This is a genomic window from Arthrobacter terrae (assembly GCF_015708085.1).
Classification (GTDB): domain Bacteria; phylum Actinomycetota; class Actinomycetes; order Actinomycetales; family Micrococcaceae; genus Arthrobacter_M; species Arthrobacter_M terrae.
In genome coordinates this window covers 125978-146876 of the sequence record NZ_JADNYM010000008.1, presented here as the reverse complement: position 1 = coordinate 146876, position 20899 = coordinate 125978, and the positions used below count along the sequence as shown (strand labels likewise).

Annotated in this window: 22 protein-coding genes and 1 pseudogene; 11 read left to right on the top strand and 12 right to left on the bottom strand. The window is 61.6% G+C overall.

Annotated elements, in window-relative coordinates:
* Positions 1-343: 343 nt before the first annotated feature.
* The 5 genes from IV500_RS08125 to IV500_RS08105 all read right to left on the bottom strand — a co-directional run bounded on the left by IV500_RS08125 (position 344) and on the right by IV500_RS08105 (position 4723).
* On the bottom strand, positions 344-1732 hold the full coding sequence (locus IV500_RS08125; RefSeq protein WP_196396290.1) for a hypothetical protein: 1389 nt from the start codon (positions 1730-1732) through the stop codon (positions 344-346).
* A 1-nt stretch (position 1733) separates the two neighbouring features.
* Positions 1734-2087, bottom strand: coding sequence for a PadR family transcriptional regulator (locus tag IV500_RS08120; RefSeq protein WP_196396289.1), 354 nt, complete (start codon positions 2085-2087; stop codon positions 1734-1736).
* A 282-nt stretch (positions 2088-2369) separates the two neighbouring features.
* Positions 2370-2735, bottom strand: coding sequence for a VOC family protein (locus IV500_RS08115; RefSeq protein WP_196396288.1), 366 nt, complete (start codon positions 2733-2735; stop codon positions 2370-2372).
* Positions 2736-3111: 376 nt separating this feature from the next.
* Positions 3112-3450 (bottom strand): hypothetical protein, encoded by a 339-nt coding sequence (locus tag IV500_RS21405; protein ID WP_230854659.1) that lies wholly within the window; start codon positions 3448-3450, stop codon positions 3112-3114.
* 334 nt (positions 3451-3784) lie between these two features.
* Positions 3785-4723: a LysR family transcriptional regulator gene (locus IV500_RS08105; RefSeq protein WP_196396287.1), complete on the bottom strand. Its 939-nt coding sequence runs from the start codon at positions 4721-4723 to the stop codon at positions 3785-3787.
* A gap of 72 nt (positions 4724-4795) precedes the next feature.
* On the opposite strand from IV500_RS08105, the gene IV500_RS08100 reads away from it, so the two are divergent.
* The 6 genes and pseudogenes from IV500_RS08100 to IV500_RS22260 form a co-directional block, all read left to right on the top strand.
* Complete coding sequence (locus tag IV500_RS08100; RefSeq protein WP_196396286.1) at positions 4796-5782, top strand: DMT family transporter; 987 nt, start codon at positions 4796-4798, stop codon at positions 5780-5782.
* Positions 5783-6104: 322 nt separating this feature from the next.
* A complete protein-coding gene (locus IV500_RS08095; RefSeq protein ID WP_230854658.1) occupies positions 6105-6380 on the top strand; it encodes a hypothetical protein in 276 nt (91 codons plus the stop codon).
* 247 nt (positions 6381-6627) lie between these two features.
* Complete coding sequence (locus tag IV500_RS08090; RefSeq protein WP_230854657.1) at positions 6628-7137, top strand: prevent-host-death protein; 510 nt, start codon at positions 6628-6630, stop codon at positions 7135-7137.
* Between the two features lie 3 nt (positions 7138-7140).
* On the top strand, positions 7141-7494 hold the full coding sequence (locus IV500_RS08085; RefSeq protein ID WP_196396285.1) for a hypothetical protein: 354 nt from the start codon (positions 7141-7143) through the stop codon (positions 7492-7494).
* A gap of 460 nt (positions 7495-7954) precedes the next feature.
* Complete coding sequence (locus IV500_RS08080) at positions 7955-8395, top strand: GNAT family N-acetyltransferase (protein ID WP_312875866.1); 441 nt, start codon at positions 7955-7957, stop codon at positions 8393-8395.
* A gap of 305 nt (positions 8396-8700) precedes the next feature.
* Positions 8701-8967 (top strand): annotated as a pseudogene (locus tag IV500_RS22260) (alpha/beta hydrolase fold domain-containing protein); the annotation flags it as partial.
* A gap of 310 nt (positions 8968-9277) precedes the next feature.
* Here IV500_RS22260 and IV500_RS08070 read toward each other — a convergent pair.
* Positions 9278-9577, bottom strand: a complete 300-nt coding sequence (locus IV500_RS08070) for a hypothetical protein (RefSeq protein ID WP_196396283.1) — start codon at positions 9575-9577, stop codon at positions 9278-9280.
* Between the two features lie 747 nt (positions 9578-10324).
* A complete protein-coding gene (locus IV500_RS08065; protein ID WP_196396282.1) occupies positions 10325-10495 on the bottom strand; it encodes a hypothetical protein in 171 nt (56 codons plus the stop codon).
* A 260-nt stretch (positions 10496-10755) separates the two neighbouring features.
* On the opposite strand from IV500_RS08065, the gene pta reads away from it, so the two are divergent.
* From pta to IV500_RS08050, 3 genes are all read left to right on the top strand, one after another.
* Entirely contained in the window at positions 10756-12855 is a 2100-nt protein-coding gene (gene pta / locus IV500_RS08060) for a phosphate acetyltransferase (RefSeq protein WP_196396281.1), read from the top strand.
* 1 nt (position 12856) lies between these two features.
* Positions 12857-14065: an acetate/propionate family kinase gene (locus tag IV500_RS08055; protein ID WP_196396280.1), complete on the top strand. Its 1209-nt coding sequence runs from the start codon at positions 12857-12859 to the stop codon at positions 14063-14065.
* A 205-nt stretch (positions 14066-14270) separates the two neighbouring features.
* Positions 14271-16706: a phosphoketolase family protein gene (locus IV500_RS08050; protein ID WP_281064011.1), complete on the top strand. Its 2436-nt coding sequence runs from the start codon at positions 14271-14273 to the stop codon at positions 16704-16706.
* Between the two features lie 40 nt (positions 16707-16746).
* Here IV500_RS08050 and IV500_RS08045 read toward each other — a convergent pair whose 3' ends face one another.
* The 4 genes from IV500_RS08045 to IV500_RS08030 all read right to left on the bottom strand — a co-directional run bounded on the left by IV500_RS08045 (position 16747) and on the right by IV500_RS08030 (position 18110).
* Entirely contained in the window at positions 16747-17085 is a 339-nt protein-coding gene (locus IV500_RS08045) for a type II toxin-antitoxin system VapC family toxin (RefSeq protein ID WP_196396278.1), read from the bottom strand.
* Positions 17082-17312, bottom strand: coding sequence for a hypothetical protein (locus IV500_RS08040; protein ID WP_196396277.1), 231 nt, complete (start codon positions 17310-17312; stop codon positions 17082-17084). The genes IV500_RS08045 and IV500_RS08040 overlap by 4 nt, the downstream gene beginning before the upstream one ends.
* 68 nt (positions 17313-17380) lie before the next feature.
* A complete protein-coding gene (locus IV500_RS08035; RefSeq protein ID WP_196396276.1) occupies positions 17381-17602 on the bottom strand; it encodes a DUF5302 domain-containing protein in 222 nt (73 codons plus the stop codon).
* A 67-nt stretch (positions 17603-17669) separates the two neighbouring features.
* Positions 17670-18110 (bottom strand): (deoxy)nucleoside triphosphate pyrophosphohydrolase, encoded by a 441-nt coding sequence (locus IV500_RS08030; RefSeq protein WP_196396275.1) that lies wholly within the window; start codon positions 18108-18110, stop codon positions 17670-17672.
* Between the two features lie 92 nt (positions 18111-18202).
* On the opposite strand from IV500_RS08030, the gene IV500_RS08025 reads away from it, so the two are divergent.
* On the top strand, positions 18203-19441 hold the full coding sequence (locus IV500_RS08025; RefSeq protein ID WP_196396274.1) for an MFS transporter: 1239 nt from the start codon (positions 18203-18205) through the stop codon (positions 19439-19441).
* A 57-nt stretch (positions 19442-19498) separates the two neighbouring features.
* Here the strand turns inward: IV500_RS08025 and IV500_RS08020 are convergent, their stop codons facing one another.
* Entirely contained in the window at positions 19499-20425 is a 927-nt protein-coding gene (locus IV500_RS08020) for a cation diffusion facilitator family transporter (protein WP_196396273.1), read from the bottom strand.
* 185 nt (positions 20426-20610) lie between these two features.
* Here IV500_RS08020 and IV500_RS08015 point away from each other — a divergent pair, with 185 nt between their 5' ends.
* Entirely contained in the window at positions 20611-20883 is a 273-nt protein-coding gene (locus IV500_RS08015; RefSeq protein WP_196396272.1) for a GlsB/YeaQ/YmgE family stress response membrane protein, read from the top strand.
* Positions 20884-20899 lie beyond the last annotated feature (16 nt).

Here is a 20899-nt window from a genome sequence, read left to right as displayed (position 1 = left end):
GTGCGCCTAATGTTCGTCGCGCCGCATCACCAGCGGCGTGGAGTAGCGCACCAACACGGCTTGAACCGGGAATGACCCGGGGTTACTTGATCCACGTCCAGCGCAACGACAGGCCATTCTGGCATGAGGAAAAGGCCAAGCGGGACGACTGCGGCCGCAGGAGCCCGCAACTGTAACCCGCCCAGCCTTCCTTTATCGCCGTCGTCGGCCAGTGGACGACGTGAGTTCGTGGTTATTCAGGATTTCTTGAATTGTCAGGCGCCCACTCAGTGTTCCTTCTACGGGCAAGGAATCTGTTCGCAGACTCTTCGGAAAATGACGCCCTTCCGGGCTTCAGTCTTGACTATGACAGCGCCTCAGCCTCTTTGATAGTTGACCGTTTGTCGGCGTGATTGATGCTCTGTTTGGAGGGACGAGTCACCAACCAGATAAACAGCGCCGCGGCTCCAAGTGGTGCGATGAAGCCCGCCATGGTCACAAGGAGGAGCCCGATGGACGAACCGGCCAAGCCGAGTACCGTTGTCACGCTAATCCGCAGCGAGTTCCGCCCTGGTAGGAGGCGACTGAACGGCAGTGCAATTACGAAGCCCATCAGGGCTGCTGCAGCAAGGGTCAGTGGCCACTGCGATGAATGGCCGGCCCCGAGGAGCTGGGCAGCAGTTTCCATGACGAGACTTCCGCAACATAGAAGGGCTGACCAGCGTATGACGACGCCAAAACGCAGGGTCAGGACCATTCCGGCAGCGATAACTGCAGGGATGGCCGCCAGGGCACCTGCAGCAAGTCCCAGATTCATCGCGTGGGTGGAATCCGTGACTGACGGCGCCCAGCTACCGCCGGTGAGCGCAAATACGGCGCATCCAATTCCCATAATCAATGACACCATTGCCGCTGCACCTGCTGCGGTCTCCCGCCAGCGGGTCAGAACTGCCGGCTGTCCCTGACGGAACCCTCGCGCCGCTGCCCGATCATCTTCGAAGAGCGCTGCCGGCCGCGTGGCCCGATCTGGCCGGAGCGCCAGGACGAGCAGCACGGCGGCAACAAGAATGCCGACTATTTGTCCCATTAGCATCAAGGCACCAAGTACGAGGGACGCTATTGCTGCCAAGGCACCCCTTTGCGCCAGGCGGATCGGCGCAGGACGCTTCTTTCTCAGTACTAAGCCCACCGGGGCAAGGAGGGACATCGTGCCGGCCATCCAGGCGACTATGAGGAATAACAGGGTCGATGATCCGAACCAGCTGAGACCGAGACCTGCATCAGCTTCATTAAAACCAACCGCCCAGCTCGCTGCCGTCAATGCCGCGAAAGCACAGGCCGGTGGGACGAACGCTGCTGTGAACAACGCCGCCGGGGCGCAAAGCTGCCCGGTCCGATGCAGAAGGACGACGGCGGAGAGGGCCAGTGTCAGCGGTCCGATGAAAACCGCCAGTAAGAGCCGCGCCATGTCTGCCCCAGGGAACATTATGGCGTTGCTCAACATGAGCCAAGTGGCAGCTATGAAGGCCATCAGTGCCGTGGCAGCGGTACCTGCTGCCCATCGGGGTGTTGCCCGCGCCCCTAATCCGTGGGCCCTGAGGGACCACGCTTCCGGAACGGACGGGCGCGCAATACCTCGGTCGCTGGCGTGCTGATCGAGGGTATCGAGCATGATGCTGCCGTGCTCCTCGCGCCAAGGCTGCGGATACCAGCGCAACAGCTGAGCATACCGGTGGCGTCGAGAATCGCTCATCCTACATTTCCCAGGACATCGTCGCCGCTGCGGGACCTCCGGTGGCAGGGCGGGGCGCCCCCAGCCGGCTTTCCGCCGCCCGGAGCCTGGCCGCGAGCCTGGCCGTCTCCAATTTGAGAGCTTGATGCCCGTCTTCCGTTAGTTCGTAGTAGCGGCGTGCACGCCCATCGATGGTTTCTTCGCCGGCTCGGCGAACACGCCCATCCCGTTCGAGTCGTTCAAGCGTGGCGTAGAGCGTCGTCACTCGCAACGAGACCTCAGCCGCCGTGAGCTTTTCAACATCACGCAGGATGGCATATCCGTGCTGCCGTCCTCCGGCGAGGGCCGTGAGGATCCAAAAGCTAACCTCCGTCATGGACGCTAATATACCCACAATGGGAATGTATGGAAAGGTTGAATGTCCTCGCTTTTGCTCGCAAGCAAGTCACCGGACCCACCGCTGAAGCGGCTCTCCTCCAAGGAGTTTGTCAATCAGCGACAAGTCCACCGCACGCGATCGACCCGTCGACCGTTCCTTTGTGGAACGCCACCGATGCGAGGCTTCAAAGCTAACGGGTTGGTTTCCATGGCCCTTGTCCGCAGACCCTCATACGAGACGGACCAGGGCGTCTATATGGGACACTCCTTGCGGAAGGTGCTACTCAGAAATCGGTTCGTCCTCACTAAGTTCATATACGAAGCCGTCTGGTGCCCGGAAGTGCAGCCATTTGCCTTCGTTGGAGCGTTGAATCGGCAGCACGATCTCAACACCGGCCTCATGCAGTTCATTGAGCGAGCGCTCCAGATCGGCAACCAGGAAGCCGACCACCGGATGAGTTAGATGGCGGTTGAAGCTACTGGTAGGGCCAAAGACTTCTACTGTCGCTCCATCCTGCAGCGCCAGCACTGTGAAGTCTTTCCCGGAGTGCTTGACGGTCAGCCCCATCACATCGTGAAAGAAGGCCGCCGTCTCGTCGTGGGTGTCAGTGCGGGTTCCTACCCAAGACAACTTGAGAATATTCATCGCGAACCTTTCGGATCGGGTCCGCCGCCTCTGTGCTCGAAGGCGCGCCCGCGCCGCTGGCACGAGGGGACGTGCTGAGTCTAGCGGGGTATCACCGTACCGCACAGCATTTTGTTGGCCCTGGATCTGGTAGTTCCTCAAGAGGTACGGCCGTCGTGAGGGCCGAAGACGGTCGCTGCCTCGGCGTCGTTGGCTTCGGCTCGGAGGAAATAGTCCGCCCATACCTGGACGTCAGGATAGTCCGATTCCATTACGACCCGTGCCACTGCGGCGTCAACGTCGACTTGGGTTCGATGAAGCGTAACGGACCAGCCTTACAGCAGCGCCCACTGGCCTCTTGGCCGGTTATAGGGCATCCCGATGCTGCCAGCGTTCATTACCAGACGCCAATCAACCAGTCGCACAAACGGCATTTACGTATGCCCGTAGACCACGGTGCGGATCCCCTTGGGTAGTTCAGCGAAAACATCAGCCCACCGCTCCAACCGGCTGTCCACCAGCACAACTTCTTCATCATCACGCGGTGTCGCATGGCAAACAGAACCGGCCCAAAACCGTCAGCATCGACCGTCAAAGTTGGCGGCAAGGCCGCGAGCATGTCCACGTGTCCAGCGGTCAGCTGCGCGGCCGTCCAGGGCGTTACCTCATACAAAATCCCGATGGATTCCCCGCGTACCAGGGCCACCAGCTCGCGGTCGGCGTTGCCGCGCACCAAACTCTGTCTCGCAGGGAGGCAAGCCGATCCAATACCTGTACCCGCTGAGGTCCGGACGCGTGGTCATTGGAGCCACGACAATAAGGTCAGCACTTACAGCGGCCGGTTCCGCCAGCACAGCTTTAAGAACCGGCAACACGCCATGGATATCCGACAGGACCGCTACGCTTCGCAACATACGACGCGTATGCCGGTCGAATAATAGTCATGCCAAAGGTGTCAGCCGGCAACAACCATCCCTAAAAAAGGGAAGGGTCCCGAAGGAGGTTCCACTACGGACAGGAACGTCCTGTGCAGAACACTACGGATATCTGGTAGGTCGTCTTGTGAAATGTCAGCGGACGTCGGGACGGTCTTTGGAGGAAGGTGCCTGCGAGGTGAGGTGAGTTGTTACGGCTCGCAGTTGGGTTAGAACGGTTTTCACGTTTGCTCGTTCAAGGGTTTCAGGGCGGATGAGGCAATCGATGTGCCGGCCGGGTCCAAGGCTGGAAATCGGTTTGAGTACCAGATTGGGGTGATGACGCATGTCGGTAGTGTAGCGAGGCATAAGCGCGACGCAGTCACTGGCAGCGACCACAGCAGCCGCAACGAAGAACTCATTGATCTGGTGAGCGATGCGTACGTCGGCACCTCCAATGCCGGCGATCTGCTCAAGAGCATGCTGCAAGGGGAATCCCTGGTGAACGGCCACCCAGGTTTCTCCCCGGAGGTCTTCAGGTATGACGGATTCCTTGGCCGCCAGCCGGTGGTCCTTGCGGATGACGAGGTCCAGGGGTTCAAGCATGAGCGGTTCGACGCGCACTGCTCCTGGCCACGGTGGACTGCCCGTTAGCCGGTGGGCTATGACCAGGTCGTGGTCTTGGGTGAGGGCAGGAAAGTGTTCTTGGGCCACGTCGAAGTCACTGAGGGCAACACTGGGATGGTCCCGGGCACTCATCCTGGCCAGTAACGGGCCAAAGAGTGCCAGCGCGGCACTGTGGAACGCCGCCACCTTCACAACCCCCTGCGGTTCGTTCCGGAACTGCGCGACCGCTTCCTCCGCCCTTTCAAGCGCCACCTCCACATCCACAGCCGCCAGAGCCAGGGCACGCCCGGCGTCCGTTAGCGCGGTCCGTCGTCCGTCTTTGAACGTCAGCGCAGTGGCTGCGCGGCGCTGCAGCGCGCTGAGCTGCTGGGAAACTGATGACGGCGTGACGTGGAGGGCTGCAGCGACAGCGGCAATACTGCCCCTATCTCCCAGTTCCCGCAGAGCGCGAAGCTGCCCAAGTTCCATTAGTCCAAACTAATGCATACACGCGCAAATCATCCTCTGGTACTAATGCATGCTCGCAGGGACGATGGATTAATGGGTATTTTTCCTGCACGATTCCGAGTCGATCTCCTGCTGCTTCTGGTGGCTGCGTCCTGGGGATCGACCTACTTGGTGGCGAAGGAGCTGATGTCCTCAGGCACGGTGCTGGCCCTTCTTTCTGTACGGATGCTGATTGCAGCCGGTGTCATAGCTGCAATCGCGGGTGTTCGGTGCAAGCGCCTGACGCGTGCGGAGCTGCTTGCTGGTATCCCGATCGGGGTGCTGCTAGCAGGCGTCTTTGGATTCGAAACCTTCGGGATCGCGCATACCTCCGCAACTAATGCGGGGCTAATCATCAGCCTTACGATCGTGTTCACTCCGGTCCTTGAGTCCATCGTGTCGCGCCGGCGTCTGCCGGGCAAGTTCTTCGTTGCCGCTGTCGTTGCGGTAGTCGGAGTGGTCCTGCTTGCCGGAAACGGCTCCTTCGACCCACCCAGTGCCGGAGATCTACTTGTGCTGGGCGCCGCAGGCTTGAGGGCCTCGCACGTTGTCTCGATGCATAAGCTCACCGGCGGTAAAACGATGGATTCATTACACCTCACCACCGTGCAGTTGGGTACCTGCGCCCTCTTCTTTACCGCCGGTTCGTTTTTTTACGGAGAATCGGTCCCGAATTACCTCTCCACCCTGAACCTCCAGCAGGGACTAATGCTCCTGTACTTGGTGCTCATTTGCACCGTTTTCGCGTTCTTCGTTCAGATCTGGGCCGTCAGACGAACTTCTCCATCACGCGTTAGCCTCCTGCTTGGCACAGAACCAGTATGGGCCGCCATCATCGGAGTAAGCATTGCCCACGACCAAATAGGGATCGCTGGGTATTGCGGGATTGCGCTCATTCTCATCGGAACTACTTTGGGCCGCTCTTTGGAACAGCGCCACCGCCAAGAAGGTCTGGAATCGCGGCTCGTCCTCTCAAACTCGAGCGGAACGAGCCTGGAAAAACAAAACCCAAGGCATAACCGAAGATCCCGTGTCCGCTAAACCGGGAACACTCCACCCTTCTTCGAACAGGAAGCCTGCATCGCCAACCCATCCCGCACATCGTTCCCCTACCGGACGGACCCCGGCGGTCTAACAAGCGACCAAAATTAGACGAATGCAGCCCTGTGGGGGATCCATCACCGAGACTCCTTGCGCGCGATGTTGCGCACCAGTAGTCTCCATGCATATTCTCCGATCCTTTAAGACGGGAGGTGGCGGTTTGGTCGGCTGGCGAATCTCTGGAAAGGTCTTCTCGTTTGCGGTAGCAGCATTAGCAGTGCTGTGTGGCTGCGCATCGCCCGGGGCTGCACCGGCTGGCCCTTTGAGAAGTCTGGTCGTTGCGGCCGGCCCGGGCACGGCGATCAACCTCTATACGCACTGTGGCATCTACGAGGTCCGGGTCCAGGACACTTATTTCGTCGCCGACAAACCACGGGACGACGGACTTGGCAATCCGCCCTTGGGCTGGGGAAACCCCTACCAGGCGGGCTCGATCACAGTGGCCGGCTCGGAAGCAGTTTTCCGTGACGAGAACGGACACACCGTCACCTTCCACGCCAAGGCAGGCGCAACGGCCTTCCTCAAGACCTGCTCCTGAGGCTTCAGAATCGGGACTCGCGAACAGTACGGCCGCCCCGCGCAAATCCCACCCAACATGCTCACGGGCCCGACATCTTGGCTGCCGGTGACTGCACTCGATGAGGGTTCCGCTGTCGGAAACGGTGAGGCGTCCCGGTGAAGGCCCACTTGTGGAACGCGACCGATTCGAAGCCCCTACGCCAGCCCGCTGGTTCCTGGCGTAGCGCCCTTAGACTTCAGAACACGTTCTGAGTTAGTGTTGCTGTATGAGCGCAGCAACACGATCACGAAAGACCTTCCAGTCTTCCAAAGCCCCAACGACGTCCCAGCCCTTCAGGACCCGGACGTCGTTTCAGTCTTCTGAACTGAGCCGCTCCTCTGCCGATGTCTTTGCAGCAGCGGCAGACCATCCTGTTCGAGTCACCCGCCGTGACGGCGAGTCCCTCGTGCTGATGTCCGAGAGCGCAGATGCGGCACGTATTTCACTGTTGGAACTGGCAGCCCAGCTCGTTGCAGTCTCAACAAGCATGGAGGGAACACTTGCAGCCCGTATGAGCGACCGCTTCCCGTGGATGCTTGCTCTGAGCGCCGCTGACCAAGAGACTTGTGCCGATGATGTCCTGGCAGCAGCAAGGGCGTCGTTTGCCACCAATCAGCCGCATCTGGCCATTGCGCAACTGACCTCATGGCGTGAGAGTGCCACGGCCGTCGCAGCCGGTCTCGGCAAGGAACCTATGGAGTGGCTCGACGACTCGGAAGCCGTCGAGCGTCCGTAGAGCATGGCGAAGAGTGAGAAGAGCGAAAAGGTTGAGCGGCCGACGAAGAAGAGCGAGTACGAACTTCAGTTTGCCTCCGTCCAGGCGCGGCGTGGCTGGAGAGATCTGAAAGCCACGATCAGGAATCCTCTGGTGGATGCCTGGGATTTTTTAACGCACACCCCTGAGCAGATAACACCCTTCAACTACCCTCTACGCGGTGAGCTCGGTCTTGTGAAGCGTGCCGGGGCCTCCCATGAGCGGTGGCAGCACAAGCCCACGCTCAAGGGTGATACCCGCATCTGGTTCTACGTCGTAGATCAAGTGGTCTTTCTTGAGCAGGTCCATACAAGCCATCCCAACGAGACCAAGAGTTGAAGGATCACGCATCCGTGAACAGCATGGCCAGCTCTGACCACGGGATGGTGTCGCACTGGTTAGTCATTTCTAGCCCCCGTTTACAGCACGCCAACGGCGATCTTCACTAACCACCGACCAGCTGTCCCGCAAATGGATCCGATTTCGGAATAGCTAAGCGTGCCGTACGCGCTGCTGCGGGATTGCGCACCTTTTTAGCAGGGTATAAGGCCAACCTCGCGTTGCGCGAGGCGTTGCCGGCCACTATGGCGAAACAGGCGCTGCAATGTTCGAACTTCTACGTTCGTCAAGGGAGAGCGGATTCCAGCCGTGGGCAGATATGTATGTGAAGGGGCACGGGAGCATTGGCGTGCCGCCGCAGAATACGTTGCCCGAAACCAAACAGCCTGGGAACGCGTACTCTCTCAATCGGAATGAACGCGTCCGCTCAAAGTTCGGGTTACGGGACGTCCGTAAGCTTGTGAGTGCTCCCCCAACAGACGCCTCGGCTTCGATTCCGTCAGATGACTTCAGCAGACAGGCTGCGCAATGGATCGCCTGGAACGAAGCGAACTACGCCGAACACGGCTACGGCCTGTGGATCGTGGAAACCCTCGACGGTCAGTTTCCCGAAGACTGCGGCCTCACCTGGCAAGACGTCAACGGCCGCATGGAACTGGAGGTCGGCTATCACCTGCTCGTGGGCGAACAAAGCCAAGGTTACGCCACCGAAGCAGCAGCAGCGTGCAAGGACTTCGCCCGCGATGAGCTCAACGTTCCACTGCTCGTCGCCATCATCCATCCAGACAACGGAGCCTCTCGTCGTGTCGCAGAAAAGATCGGCATGCGGCACATTAAGGACGATCATGGCGGGGCTATCACAATCCGCGCGGTCCTCGGAGCCCGGCTAGACCTCCCGTAGGAGGTTCGGCTAATGGGACAGCTTCCTTCTGTCTGATCGGCGCATTCTCGACGGATTAGCCGCCGGCGTGAGCTTCGTGAGGTATTGTGCCGGTGGGCCGTGGACAATGATGCCGTGGGTGAAATACTCCGCGACGCCGAGCTGACGTCATGGGTGTCAGACGTTCGTGAAGCAAGAGTTGTTCCGTTGGACGTCTCGAGACTGCGAGCTGCTCGGGAACACCTTGAGTCCCACGACCGGACATGTCGCCGACTTGCACGAGAGGCCGGCACTGCTGTGCTGGCCGTTGACTACCAGCGCGTCCTGCGCCTGCCGCTATCGACGACGTGGTCGCGGTACTGACCTGGGCCAGCCATCGACCCGAATCGCCCGGTTCGATTCTTGGACCGCCGGCCATCGCCGGTGACAGCACAGGCGGCTTGATCGCAGTTATGGCCACAAATCAGGTGATGTCCACCGGGGCACGCTTGCGTCCTATATTGCTCGTCTGTCCAAACACGGACCTGACCCTGTCGCAGCCAAGCGTCGCACTGAAAGAGTCGGGCTGGGCGAGGCCCTGGCCCGTCAGCTAAAGGGTCGAGACGTAGATGTGCGCCCCCTTCCACACGACGGGCTCGTACATGGATTCCTTACTTTGGACACTGTGTCACCGGCAGCCCGAGAAGCTGGCAATGACTTAATGCGCCGTTTCGGTGTCCTCATCCGACGGTTTGTCAGCGGGGGGGGGGGGGGGCGGAACCGCCATTAACGAATAACCTGTACCCCGCTGCTGTCGGAAAGGCCGGACCAGCGATCCACCTTCGGAGCATTGAGGCGTCCTGGTGGAGGTTCCCCAGCGGGCTGCGGTCCGCGGAAAACCCGGTGGCTTCTGCACACTACGACTCAGAGACCAAATTGCGGTGGAACATGATCTGGGAAATCTTCTTCTCCTACGCCTCCCGCCGCATAGAACGAATCCAACAAGGAGCGCGCTTGCTCGACCAGTTCTTCCCGGGACATGCGCGAAGCACCGTCTGAATCGGCAGGCGCTGCCTCACCCCCGCTACGGCCGATCGTGAACCCGTAGGTCCCATCCGCCGGACCATTAAGCCAGGCAAAGTCGTAGCTGAGCCTCCCGTCCGGCTGGTATCTCTCGCTGATACGGAATAGTTCGTAATCAATCGAAATGTCGAATTCGTCCATATAACGAGCCTAATCCGATACTCAAAGGCGCCTCCATCGCTCTCATCCTGTGGCGGCATTCGGCGCTGGACGGCGCGGAAGCTGCCGTTAACTCGGCATACAAACTCACGTCCCACATGCCTTTCGGCATTCGCTATGCGCGGCTTTGATTCAGATCGAGCTTGTAATAGCTATGGCTCGGTGGTGTTCGGCTCATAGGACCCCCGTGCTGACCGGCACCTCTCCGGATGCGATCAAGCCCAGTGTCGATGTCTGCCATGAGGCGGACCCTTACTGCGAGGTTTTCCAAAACGGTCAACCGGTAGTCGCGCCGGTCTGCCTACATAGGGACCCAGAGGGTGCTTTTCGGGTACTTAGTCCCTGCGGGGTCTGCCTGGAACGGCTGGCTGCTGATGGCGCGTGTGTGCTGGTGGCTATTCCCCAACCAGCCGCCTTGGACGAGGTCCAGTGGATCACTCTGCGCGCAGCCCTCCCGCACTTCTGGATGTTGGCTTTTCCTGAGGAACTGGAAGGGTGGTGAACCTCGGGACGACCTGAGCGGTCTCCCCGAGGGCAGTCGCGCTCGGTATTTTTCGGAAGTGTGCTCCAGGCGCGTCGTTCTCGGGAGGCAGCAGCCGGCTCTCTTGGCGAAGTCTCGAGCAACACCGTGATCCTGGCTGAAGAACGCCGTCGCCAACAGAACTGCACGCTGTCCCGGTACGTATTCCCCTACATGGCACCCACATAGATGCTTTGCTGATTATTTAGTCAGCGGAGCTTTGCTATCTCGTCAACAGGAACGTGAAAACTGACCTCGCCGGTTTCAGTATTCACACGTGCTTTCAACTTCACTTTGCCCAGCATGCGATGTCCCGCAGAAATCTCAACCGGGTAAGACGACGCCGCATAAACATCACAATCTTCAATGAATTCAGCCATGGAGCAAACCTAACAGCTCCATGCAGTCCCGCGGAGCACTGAGAACTGAGAACTGAGAACTGACGGATTTAGCCGGCGCAGGCCGGCGTTGTCCTGGCTGACGATCCCGGCGCCGGCGGAACGCGCAAAACCGGAACCTTTTTGCCCCAAACCGGGCACCGCGTGCGGCGGAGTGCGGCGGCACCCATCGGCGCCGGTCACGGGTAGCGTGGTAGGCGGCAGACCATCCTTGAAATGAAGTGAGCAGTTCAGGAGAACCGATGACCAGGGGAATCTACGTCAGCGCAACGTCGCCGGGATCAGGTAAGTCACTGGTCACTTTGGGATTGGCGGATGCGCTGCACCGGCACGCGGACAGAATCGGATTCTTCCGCCCGATCGTGCAGGTGGCGGATCCCGAACTGGATCCGATGGTATTGCTGATGCGCCGGAACTTCAGGCTTGACGCGTCCCGGTGCCGGGGTGGGCTGACGGCTGCGCAGGCCCGCGGGCTAATGGCAGCAGGGCGGCGCGAAGATATTGACGCGGCCTGCGTTGGAATTTATGCCGAATTGGCCCGGCACTGCAACGTGATTATCGTCGAGGGCACGGACTTGGTGGGGCAGAACGCCGCCGTCGAATTTGATTTGAATGCCCGGCTGGCAAACAACCTCGGCGCCCTCGTCGTCGCGGTGGTTAGCGCCCGCGAGCTGACGGCCGCGCAGGCAGCGGACGCCGTCGATGTGGCGCGCCGCGAGTTGGATGCCGCGGGTTGTTCGCTGTTGGCCATGATAGTTAACCGCGCTGATGGTTCCGGCGTTGCGGATATCCTCGCCGCGGTACGTCCCGGAAAATCACACCGCCCGGTTTATGTGATTCCGGAGCTGGAGGAGCTCTCCCGCCCTACCGTGGCCGCCGTCGCCGCCGCTTTGAACGGGACCAGAATCGCAGGTACTGCGAATCTGGAACGCGACGTCGCGGGCATCAAGGTTGCCGCAATGAGCGTGGGCAACTTCCTGCATGTACTGCTCGACGGCGACTTGGTCATCACTCCCGGGGACCGCGCCGATGTGATCGTAGCCACGCTGGCATCGGCGCTTTCTCCAAAGCTGCCCGTTCCATCGGCGCTGGTGCTCACCGGCGGCCTCGCCCCCGACGAACACATTAGACCGCTGCTGGAGCACGCGCCGTTTCCCGTTTTCGCAGTACCGGAAGACACCTACCAGAGCGCTAGGCGGGTCAGCGAAGTCCGGGGTGAAATTGCCACCGGAGAGCGCCGGAAGGCCGCCGCAGCCTTGGGAGCCTGGGCCAAGGCCGTGGATGAGTCCGAATTGCTGGAGCGGCTCACCCTGCCGCGGCCCGAGCGGATGACGCCGCTGCGCTTCATGCACGAGCTGATCGAACGGGCGCGCCTGCAGCGGCGGCGTATTGTGCTGCCCGAAGGAACCGACGTACGCGTCCTGCAGGCGGCGGAGATTCTGCGCCGACGCGATGTGTGTGATCTGACGCTGCTGGGACCCGTGGCACAGATCCGCGAACTGGCCGCGTCCACCGGCGTCGATTTGGCCGGCCTGACCATCGTGGATCCCGCCGAGAGTGCGCTGCGGGAGGAATTCGCGGTTGAATACGCGCGGCTGCGGGCGCACAAGAACATCGAATTGGCCTCGGCCAGGGAAGTAATGCTTGACGGCTCTTACTTTGGCACCATGATGGTCCAGCTCGGCAAGGCAGACGGGATGGTCTCCGGTGCCGCCCACACTACAGCTAATACCATTCGCCCGGCCCTGGAATTCGTCAAGACCCGGGACGGGGTGCGGATAGTCTCCTCGGTCTTCCTGATGCTGCTTGCTGACCGGGTGCTGGTTTATGGCGACTGCGCAGTCAATCCGGACCCGGATGAGGAGCAGCTGGCCGATATTGCCGTTGCGTCCGCCGAGACGGCGGCCCAGTTCGGCGTGCAGCCGCGAATCGCAATGCTTTCCTACTCGACCGGTGAATCCGGCTCCGGCGGCGCCGTCGAAAGCGTCCGCCGCGCCACGGCCCTGGTCCGCGGGCTCCGGCCGGATCTTCCTGTCGAAGGACCCATCCAATATGACGCCGCCGTCAACGTGTCCATTGCAGCGTCAAAAATGCCGGGTTCTTCCGTGGCCGGGCAGGCGACGGTCTTCATTTTCCCGGATCTGAACACCGGCAACAACACTTACAAGGCGGTGCAGCAGTCCTCCGGGGCGGTCGCCGTCGGCCCGATCCTGCAGGGTTTACGCAAGCCCGTCAATGATCTCTCGCGCGGCTGCACGGTGGAGGACATCGTCAATACAGTGGCGATTACCGTCGTTCAGGCGCACACGGGAGTCTCCCCCATCCACAAGAAGGTCCACTGACATGCTCATTCTGGTACTCAATTCCGGCTCCTCTTCAATCAAGTATCAGGTCCGTGATATCGCTGGCAGGAACGACGACGGCGTCAGCAGGAACGACGACGGCGTCAGCGGGGACGACGGCAGGAACGACGACGGCGGCATCCTGACGGAGGGCCTGATCGACAGGATCGGCGGCTCGGATCCGGGACCAGACGCCGTGGCAGACCACGCGGAGGCACTGGACCGGATCGACGCAGCGGTTTCCGCCGTCCTCGGCGGCCGTGAGCTCGACGCGGTCGGACACCGCGTGGTGCATGGTGGAGAGCGCTTTAGCGAACCGGTGCTGATCAACAACGAGATCACCCGTGCCATTGAGCGGCTGAACCCGCTGGCGCCGCTGCACAATCCGGCTAATGTCCTGGGCATCCGCGCGATTGCGGCAAAATGGCCCACGCTTCCCCAGGTCGCCGTCTTTGACACCGCCTTCCACCGCACGCTCCCGGAGCACGCCTGGCGGTACGCCGTCCCGGATGAGCTTTACAGCCGCTATGGCATCCGCCGGTACGGTTTCCACGGCACGTCGGTGGGCTACGTCTCGGTCCGGGCGGCACGGCTGTTGAAAATCCAGCCGGAGAATTTCAACGCCGTCATTGCACATTTGGGCAACGGCGCTTCCGTCACTGCTGTCCATGCCGGGAAGAGCATCGACACCTCGATGGGCTTCACCCCCTTGGAAGGGTTGGTGATGGGCACCAGGAGCGGCGACATCGATCCGTCCATCCTGATCTTCCTGCTGCGTCAGGGCCTGGACGCCGACGGCCTCGATGAGTTGCTCAACAGGAAATCCGGTCTCGCCGGTCTGGCGGGAGATAATGACATGCGCTCGGTGGTCGAGGCGGCCGACGGCGGCGCTGAAGCTGCGCAGACGGCGCTGAGTATTGCGTCCTACCGGCTCGCCAAATACATCGGCGGCTACCATGTGGCAGTGGGCGGAGCCCGGGCCGTCGTCTTTACCGCCGGTATCGGGGAAAATTCCTGGCGGTTCCGCGCGCTGGTGGCGGACCGGTTGACGGCCCTGGGCATCAGCCTCGACGAGGCCGCTAACCGCGCCCACAGCAAACAGGCCCGGGTTATCAGTACCCCGGATTCCGCGATTGCGGTGTTGGTGGTGCCCACCGATGAGGAGCGCGCCATCGCGGAGGCAACGGCCGCCGTCGTCAGTCCCGGCTGAACCGTCAGTCCCGGCTGAACCGTCAGTTCCAGCCGAACCGTACATCCCCGCTGCGTCGCTAATCCCGGCTGGTCGCCGGCGGTCGCGGTGCCGGGGTCTAACAATCCCCGTGAACCTGTGTCACGCTGGAACCGCAGCCACTATCCGACACCGGCTGGTCGCATTCAGCAACCATAATCGTCGGCCAAACAGTAAGCAGGCGGCCTTGAACTCCAGCTCAACAGACTCCGTATCCACCAGCTCCTCCACTGAGTTCGCCCTCATGAACCGGTACTGGAGCGCTGCGAATTACCTCACGGTGGCGCAGATTTACCTGCAGGAGAACGCGCTGCTGCGCGAACCGCTGTGCGTGGAACACATCAAGCCACGGCTCTTAGGTCACTGGGGCACCAGCCCGGGACAGTCCCTGGTCTACGTCCATCTGAACCGGCTCATTGGCCAAACCGGGGCCAAGGTCCTCTTCGTGTCAGGCCCGGGACACGGCGGCCCGGCGGTGGTGGCCAATGTGTATCTGGAAGGGACGTACTCCGAGATATATCCCCAGATCACCGAGGACGATGCCGGGCTGCGGCGGCTGATCCGCCAGTTCTCCACGCCCGGCGGTATTCCCAGCCATGTGGGTCCGCCGACTCCCGGTTCCATCCACGAGGGTGGCGAGCTGGGTTACTCTTTGGCGCATGCAACGGGTGCGGCGATGGACAACCCGGAACTGATCGTGGCCTGCGTGATCGGCGACGGCGAGGCCGAAACCGGGCCGTTGGCCGCGTCGTGGAAGGCCCCCGCATTCCTCAATCCCGCCCGGGATGGTGCCGTGCTGCCGATTCTGCACCTAAACGGCAATAAGATCTCCGGTCCAACGGTGTTGGGCCGCCAGTCCGACGCGCAGGTCAGCGCCCTGCTGGCTGCCCACGGCTGGGATCCTGTCGTGGTTTCCGGTGACGACCCGGCCAAGGTCCATCCGGCCATGGCTGCGGCAGTGGACCAGGCACATCGGCGGATCGTCGAAATCCAGCAGGACGCGCTGGAGAACGGCGTCAAGGGTCCGGCGCGCTGGCCGGCGATTATCCTACGGACGCCCAAGGGCTGGACCGGCCCTGCTGTAGTGGACGGTGTCCAGATGGAGGGAACCTTCCGTTCGCACCAGGTGCCGCTGTCCGGCGTGCGGGAAAACCCCGACCATTTACGGCAGCTGGAGGACTGGTTGCGCTCCTACCAGCCGGAAACACTTTTTGATGAATCCGGCCGGCTACTGCCGGAGCTGGCCGCCCTGGCGCCGGCGGGCGACTTGCGGATGGGTGCCACGCCGTTCGCCAATGGCGGTGCGGATCCGCAGACCCTGCCCCTGCGGGCGCTGGAGAACTACGAGCTCACGGTCGGGGTGCCCGGCTCCACGAAACACGAGACCACCCGTCCGCTGGGTGAAATGCTGCGCGACATCTACACCGATTCGCAAGCGGATCCGCGCTTCCGGCTGTTCTGTCCCGATGAGACGAACAGCAACCGGCTCGGTGCCGTCTTTGAGGTAACGGACCGCTGTTTGCTCGAACAGGCCGACGACGGCGGCGAGCACGTCTCCGCCGACGGCCAGGTGATGGAAGTACTGTCGGAGCATCTGTGCCAAGGCTGGCTGGAGGGCTACCTGCTCACCGGGCGGCACGGGCTGTTCGCCACCTACGAGGCCTTTGCCATGGTGAGTGCTTCAATGACCATTCAGCATGTTAAATGGCTCCAGCACGCGAGGGAGCTGGAATGGCGCAAACCAGTCCCGAGCCTGAACATTTTGCTCACCTCCACCTGCTGGCGCAATGACCATAACGGCTTCAGCCACCAAGGCCCCGGTCTGATCGACACGGTTCTCTCGCTCTCCGGTTCCGTGGTGCGCGTGTACCTGCCGCCGGACTCCAATACTCTGCTGGCCGCGGCCGAACACGTACTGCACAGCCGCAACTACGTTAATCTGCTGGTCGTGGACAAGCAGGCGCACCCGCAGTATCTGACGCTGGAGCAGGCCCGGCGGCATGCCGCAGCGGGAGCGTCCATCTGGAACTGGGCCGGCAACGAACTCCAGGAGCCTCATCCGGTCGTCAGCACCGCGGCTGAGGATGCCCCCGAGACCAGGCCCGACATTGTGCTGGCCTGTATCGGCGACGTCCCGACGGAGGAAATTCTGGCAGCTTCCTGGCTGCTGCAGCGCTACGTGCCGGAGCTGACCGTTCGCGTTGTCAACGTCATGGACCTGCTGGTGCTTCCACCGCGCGACGCCCACCCGCATGGACTCTCGGACGCCGAATTCGAGAAGCTCTTTACGGCCGATGTGGATGTGGTGGTGGGGTGGCACGGCTATGCCCGCGCGTTCCACCAGCTGCTGCACGGGCGCAGTATTCCGGAGCGTTTCCATGTCCGCGGCTACAGCGAGCAGGGCACCACCACGACGCCGTTCGATATGGTGGTGCTGAACAAAATGAGCCGCTACCACCTGGCCATGGAAGCCCTGCGGCGCGTACACGGACATTTCGACGGGGCCCAGACCCTCGTAGAACATTGCCAGCGGATGCTGACCCGGCATGAGGAGTACATACACGAGCATCTGGAAGATCTGCCGGAGATCCGGGACTGGGTCTGGACCCCGCCCCGGCCATAGCGCGATCCGGTCGCCGCGGCGAGCTGGGCGTCACAGGTGATCAGCACTGCTTCGAGACGCTCGGCCAAAGCGACGTAGCCGGCGTCATACGCCGTGATGTTGTGCCGCAGCTCCCAGATCCGTTCCAGTAGTGGGGCAGCGGCATGCGACGGATCGGAAACCCCGCAAGGTGAGCAAGCGCACCGGGGATGGTTTGCTCCAACACCGCATTGCTCCGGACCAGACCCCGCAGCGCGGAGACGACTTCAACGTCGAGGTGTGCCGGCGCGAACAGGGCATCACCAACCATCAGGCGCTCGGCAACCGCTGCGTGGCGAGGATCGGCTGCGGCATAAAAAGCCACCAGGACAGAGGAGGCATCCATGACCGCCGGGCTCACGACGCCTCCCGAACCTCCCGGACTGCTGCCACGGCATCATCGACGCTGACAGCCGTTCCCTGTGGTGCCGGATACGTGCGCACATAGTCGGCGCTGCGGACTACACGGGCCGCCTCTGCAAGCCGGTCGACAACGAACGCGCTCAGCGACTGCCTGTTCTCCTCGGCAGCGGCGGCTAGGGTGAGATAAACGTCCTCTGGTTCGTCCCGCAAATTCATACGCCTCACGGTGCCATTGTGGCACCATGAGGCGTAGGCGATAACCATGTGCGGGCCACCGGAGGTTCGCCGGCTACCTACCCGCTCTTGCGCCGGAATTCCCGCTTCTGCGAGGCGGATCCATGTTCGTGGTTTATCTTCGCCCCGGTGGACGCCTCAACCGTCGCGTGATGCTGCCCGTTCTTGCGGTCCAGGGCTTCACGGAACTTCTTTTTCATGTCTTCGCTAGGGCCGGTCTTCGCGCCGGTTGACTGCCCCTGCTGCGGGTCAGAGCCCGTAGGGTCATCGGACGTCGTCATCTGATCCTCCTGGATTTGGTAAAGCTCCAGTCTGGCACAGTTTCCGCCACGACGGTCAGAACCGGATTCAGACCGTTTTCCGGCCGACGGCGGCCAGGAGCGCGTGCACGATCGGCAGGTCTGCCGGGATCCACGGCATGGCCAGCAGCTCCCCGGCACCGCCGTGGAGCGCAACCCAGCGCAGCTCATCATGATCCTGCAGCGGGGCCGGTGTCCCGCGGACCAGTTCGGCAAGCCAGACGCGCATTGCGGCCCGATCGTTCAGCGGCCAGCCCGCCGGCGTCGGTCCCGGCAGTTCCGGTCCCAGCCGCACACCAACGCCGAGCTCTTCATGGAGTTCCCGGTGCAGTGCGGCCTCGTGGGCTTCGCCCTCTTCCACTTTACCGCCGGGAAATTCCCACATCCCGGCATAGGCAACGGGTGCTGTGCGGCGGCCGGCGAGCAGCCGGCGGGGATTCTGCAGCGAATCCACGATGGCCCCGCCGACGATCTGCTTGAGTACTGTCACGGGCCCCAGTTTAGGGCCACTTAGGATGGAACCGGACAGCGTAGTCCGTGACCATGAACGGCTGTTCCCCACCGAACGCTACCGAGAGACGAATGACTACGACCTCACTGTCCCCCCGCCAGGTCACACTGGCCATCTTTTCGCTCGCTGTCGGTGGATTCGGCATCGGAACCACGGAATTTGCCATGATGGGTCTGCTGCCCAATGTCGCGAACGGCGTGCACGTGAGCATTCCCGATGCCGGGCATCTGATTTCCAGTTACGCGCTCGGGGTGGTGGTCGGCGCTCCGGTGCTGGCCGCCGTCGGCGCCCGGTTGCCGCGCAAGAAGCTGGTGCTGGGATTGATGGTGCTTTTCACTGTGGGCAACCTGTCATCGTTTTTTGCGCCCGACTTCGGCTCACTGTTGGTCAGCCGCTTCGTGGCCGGCCTGCCGCACGGGGCGTACTTCGGCGTGGCGGCCGTGATTGCAGCGTCACTGGTCGCACCGACCAAGCGCGGTCACGCTATCTCCATGGTCATGCTCGGGCTCTCGATCGCCAACGTCGTCGGCGTCCCGCTGGCAACACTGATCGGCCAGCAATTCGGTTGGCGGCTAATGTTCGTGCTGGTGGCCCTGATCGGCCTGCTGACGCTGGCCTGTATTCTCCGGTTCGTCCCCGCGCAGAAGGCCGCCAAAGACGCCAGCATCCGCACCGAACTCCGCGCGCTCAAACGGCTGCAGGTCTGGCTCGCTCTGTTAATCGGTATCGTCGGATTCGGCGGTTTCTTTGCCGTATATACGTACATCGCCCCGACCATGACGGATGTAGCGGGATTCCCTGCAGATTTCCTGCCCGTGGTCGTGGCACTGTACGGGCTGGGTATGGTCACCGGGAATGTCATCGGCGGGAAGATTGCGGATAGGTCGGTGTTGGGCAGCATTTATGCCGTCATGGCCTTCATCGCCATGATGCTGCTGCTCTACAGCCTGGCCGTCCATGTCCAGTGGAGCGCCCTGGTGATGATTTTTGTTGTCGGCGCGGCCGGTGCCATGCTGGTCCCCGCGCTGCAGACCCGGCTGCTGGATGTCTCTCCCGATGCGCCGTCGCTGGCCTCCTCGCTGAACCATGCCGCACTGAACGTAGCCAACGCCCTCGGCGCCTTCCTCGGCGGGCTCGTCATCGCCTGGGGCTGGGGATATGTCGCCCCCGCCGTGGTCGGGGCGGGCCTGGCCGTCATCGGGCTCGCGATCGCGCTGATCAGCGGCCGGGTGGACCATCGCCGCCGGCTCAGTTCAAATGCGTCCCGCCCGGCGCCGGACGGCAGAGTTGCCCGCTCCGGCCGCAGCTGAGGTGCCCGCGATGGGGCCGAATCGCCGGAAGGCCCCCTCGCGGCCCACGCGGCCACCTCAGATCCCGGACTTCTCTGCGTAAATGTCCGGTTCCAGGTAGATGACTGTGGCAATCGGGACTGCCGTGCGGATGCGTTGCTCCGCGGCATCAATGGCGGCGGCAATGCCCACGGCCGAATCGGTGGCAGGCACCGCAATTTTCGCGGCCACCAGCAGCTCCTCCGGGCCCAGATGCATGGTCTTGAGGTGGATGATGTGACTCACTCCGCCGCCTACCAACGCGGCCTCGATGGCCCGCACGTCTGCCAACGTGGCCGATTCGCCCAGCAGCAGCGATTTCGTTTCAATCGCCAGTATGACGGCTACCGTCACCAGCAGCAGCCCGATCAACGCGGTTCCCGCCGCATCCCATAGGCCATCCCCTGTCACAAGCGTCATGGATACGCCGAACAGGGCAAAGATCAGACCAACCAGCGCCGCAGAGTCCTCCAGCAGCACCACCGGCAGTTCCGGAGCTTTTGCGGTTCTGACGAACTGGATCCAGCTTTTACTTCCGCGCGTGAGATTGGATTCTTTTATGGCTGTCCGGAACGAATATCCTTCCAGAATAATCGAGCCGATCAGGACCAGCAGAGGGACCCACGCCCACTTGGCATCGATGCCGTGGGGCTCCTGGAATTTCCCATAGGCCTCATAGAGCGCAAAAAGACCGCCGACGCTGAATAACACTATTGAGACAATAAAGGCATAAATATAGCGTTCCCGACCATAACCGAAGGGATGTTCGGCACTGGCCTGCCGTTTGGACCGTTTTCTGCCAGCCAGCAGGAGCAGTTGGTTTCCCGAATCTGCCAGTGAATGGATCGATTCAGCCAACATTGACGACGAAGCGGTCAGGAGAAACGCAATAAATTTAAGTATCGCAATCGACACGTTGGCCACCAGCGCCGCGACGATGGCCTTACTTCCCCCGCTGCTGGACACAATGACACTCCCCTGTTGATTACAATCACCTATAAATTCTCCGCTCTCCGGCGGTAATTCCCGGCTAAATCGTACCTTCCGTGGAGAAAATACCCAACACGAAGAGTAAACGTACTCAGCCTGCTTTCTACCGCGTCTTCAAGGATGCTAGTGTTCTATTCGTAAGCTGACCTGAAGGAGGAGTCATGGGTTTCATTGGATGGATCATTCTTGGACTGATCGTTGGAGCAATTGTTAAGGCCGTCATGCCAGGCAGAGTCGGAGGTGGCTGGATAACCAGCCTCGTTCTCGGCGTTGTCGGTGCCATCGTCGGTGGCTGGATTTCCGGCTTGGTCATTGGCCAGGACGCGATCAGCGGGTTCTTCAATCTTGGAACCTGGATTTTTGCCATCATTGGTGGTTTCGTGGTCGCCGGTATTTACGGCATGATCACGGGGCGGAACAAAAGCAACGCCTGACATCAGGACCAGAACT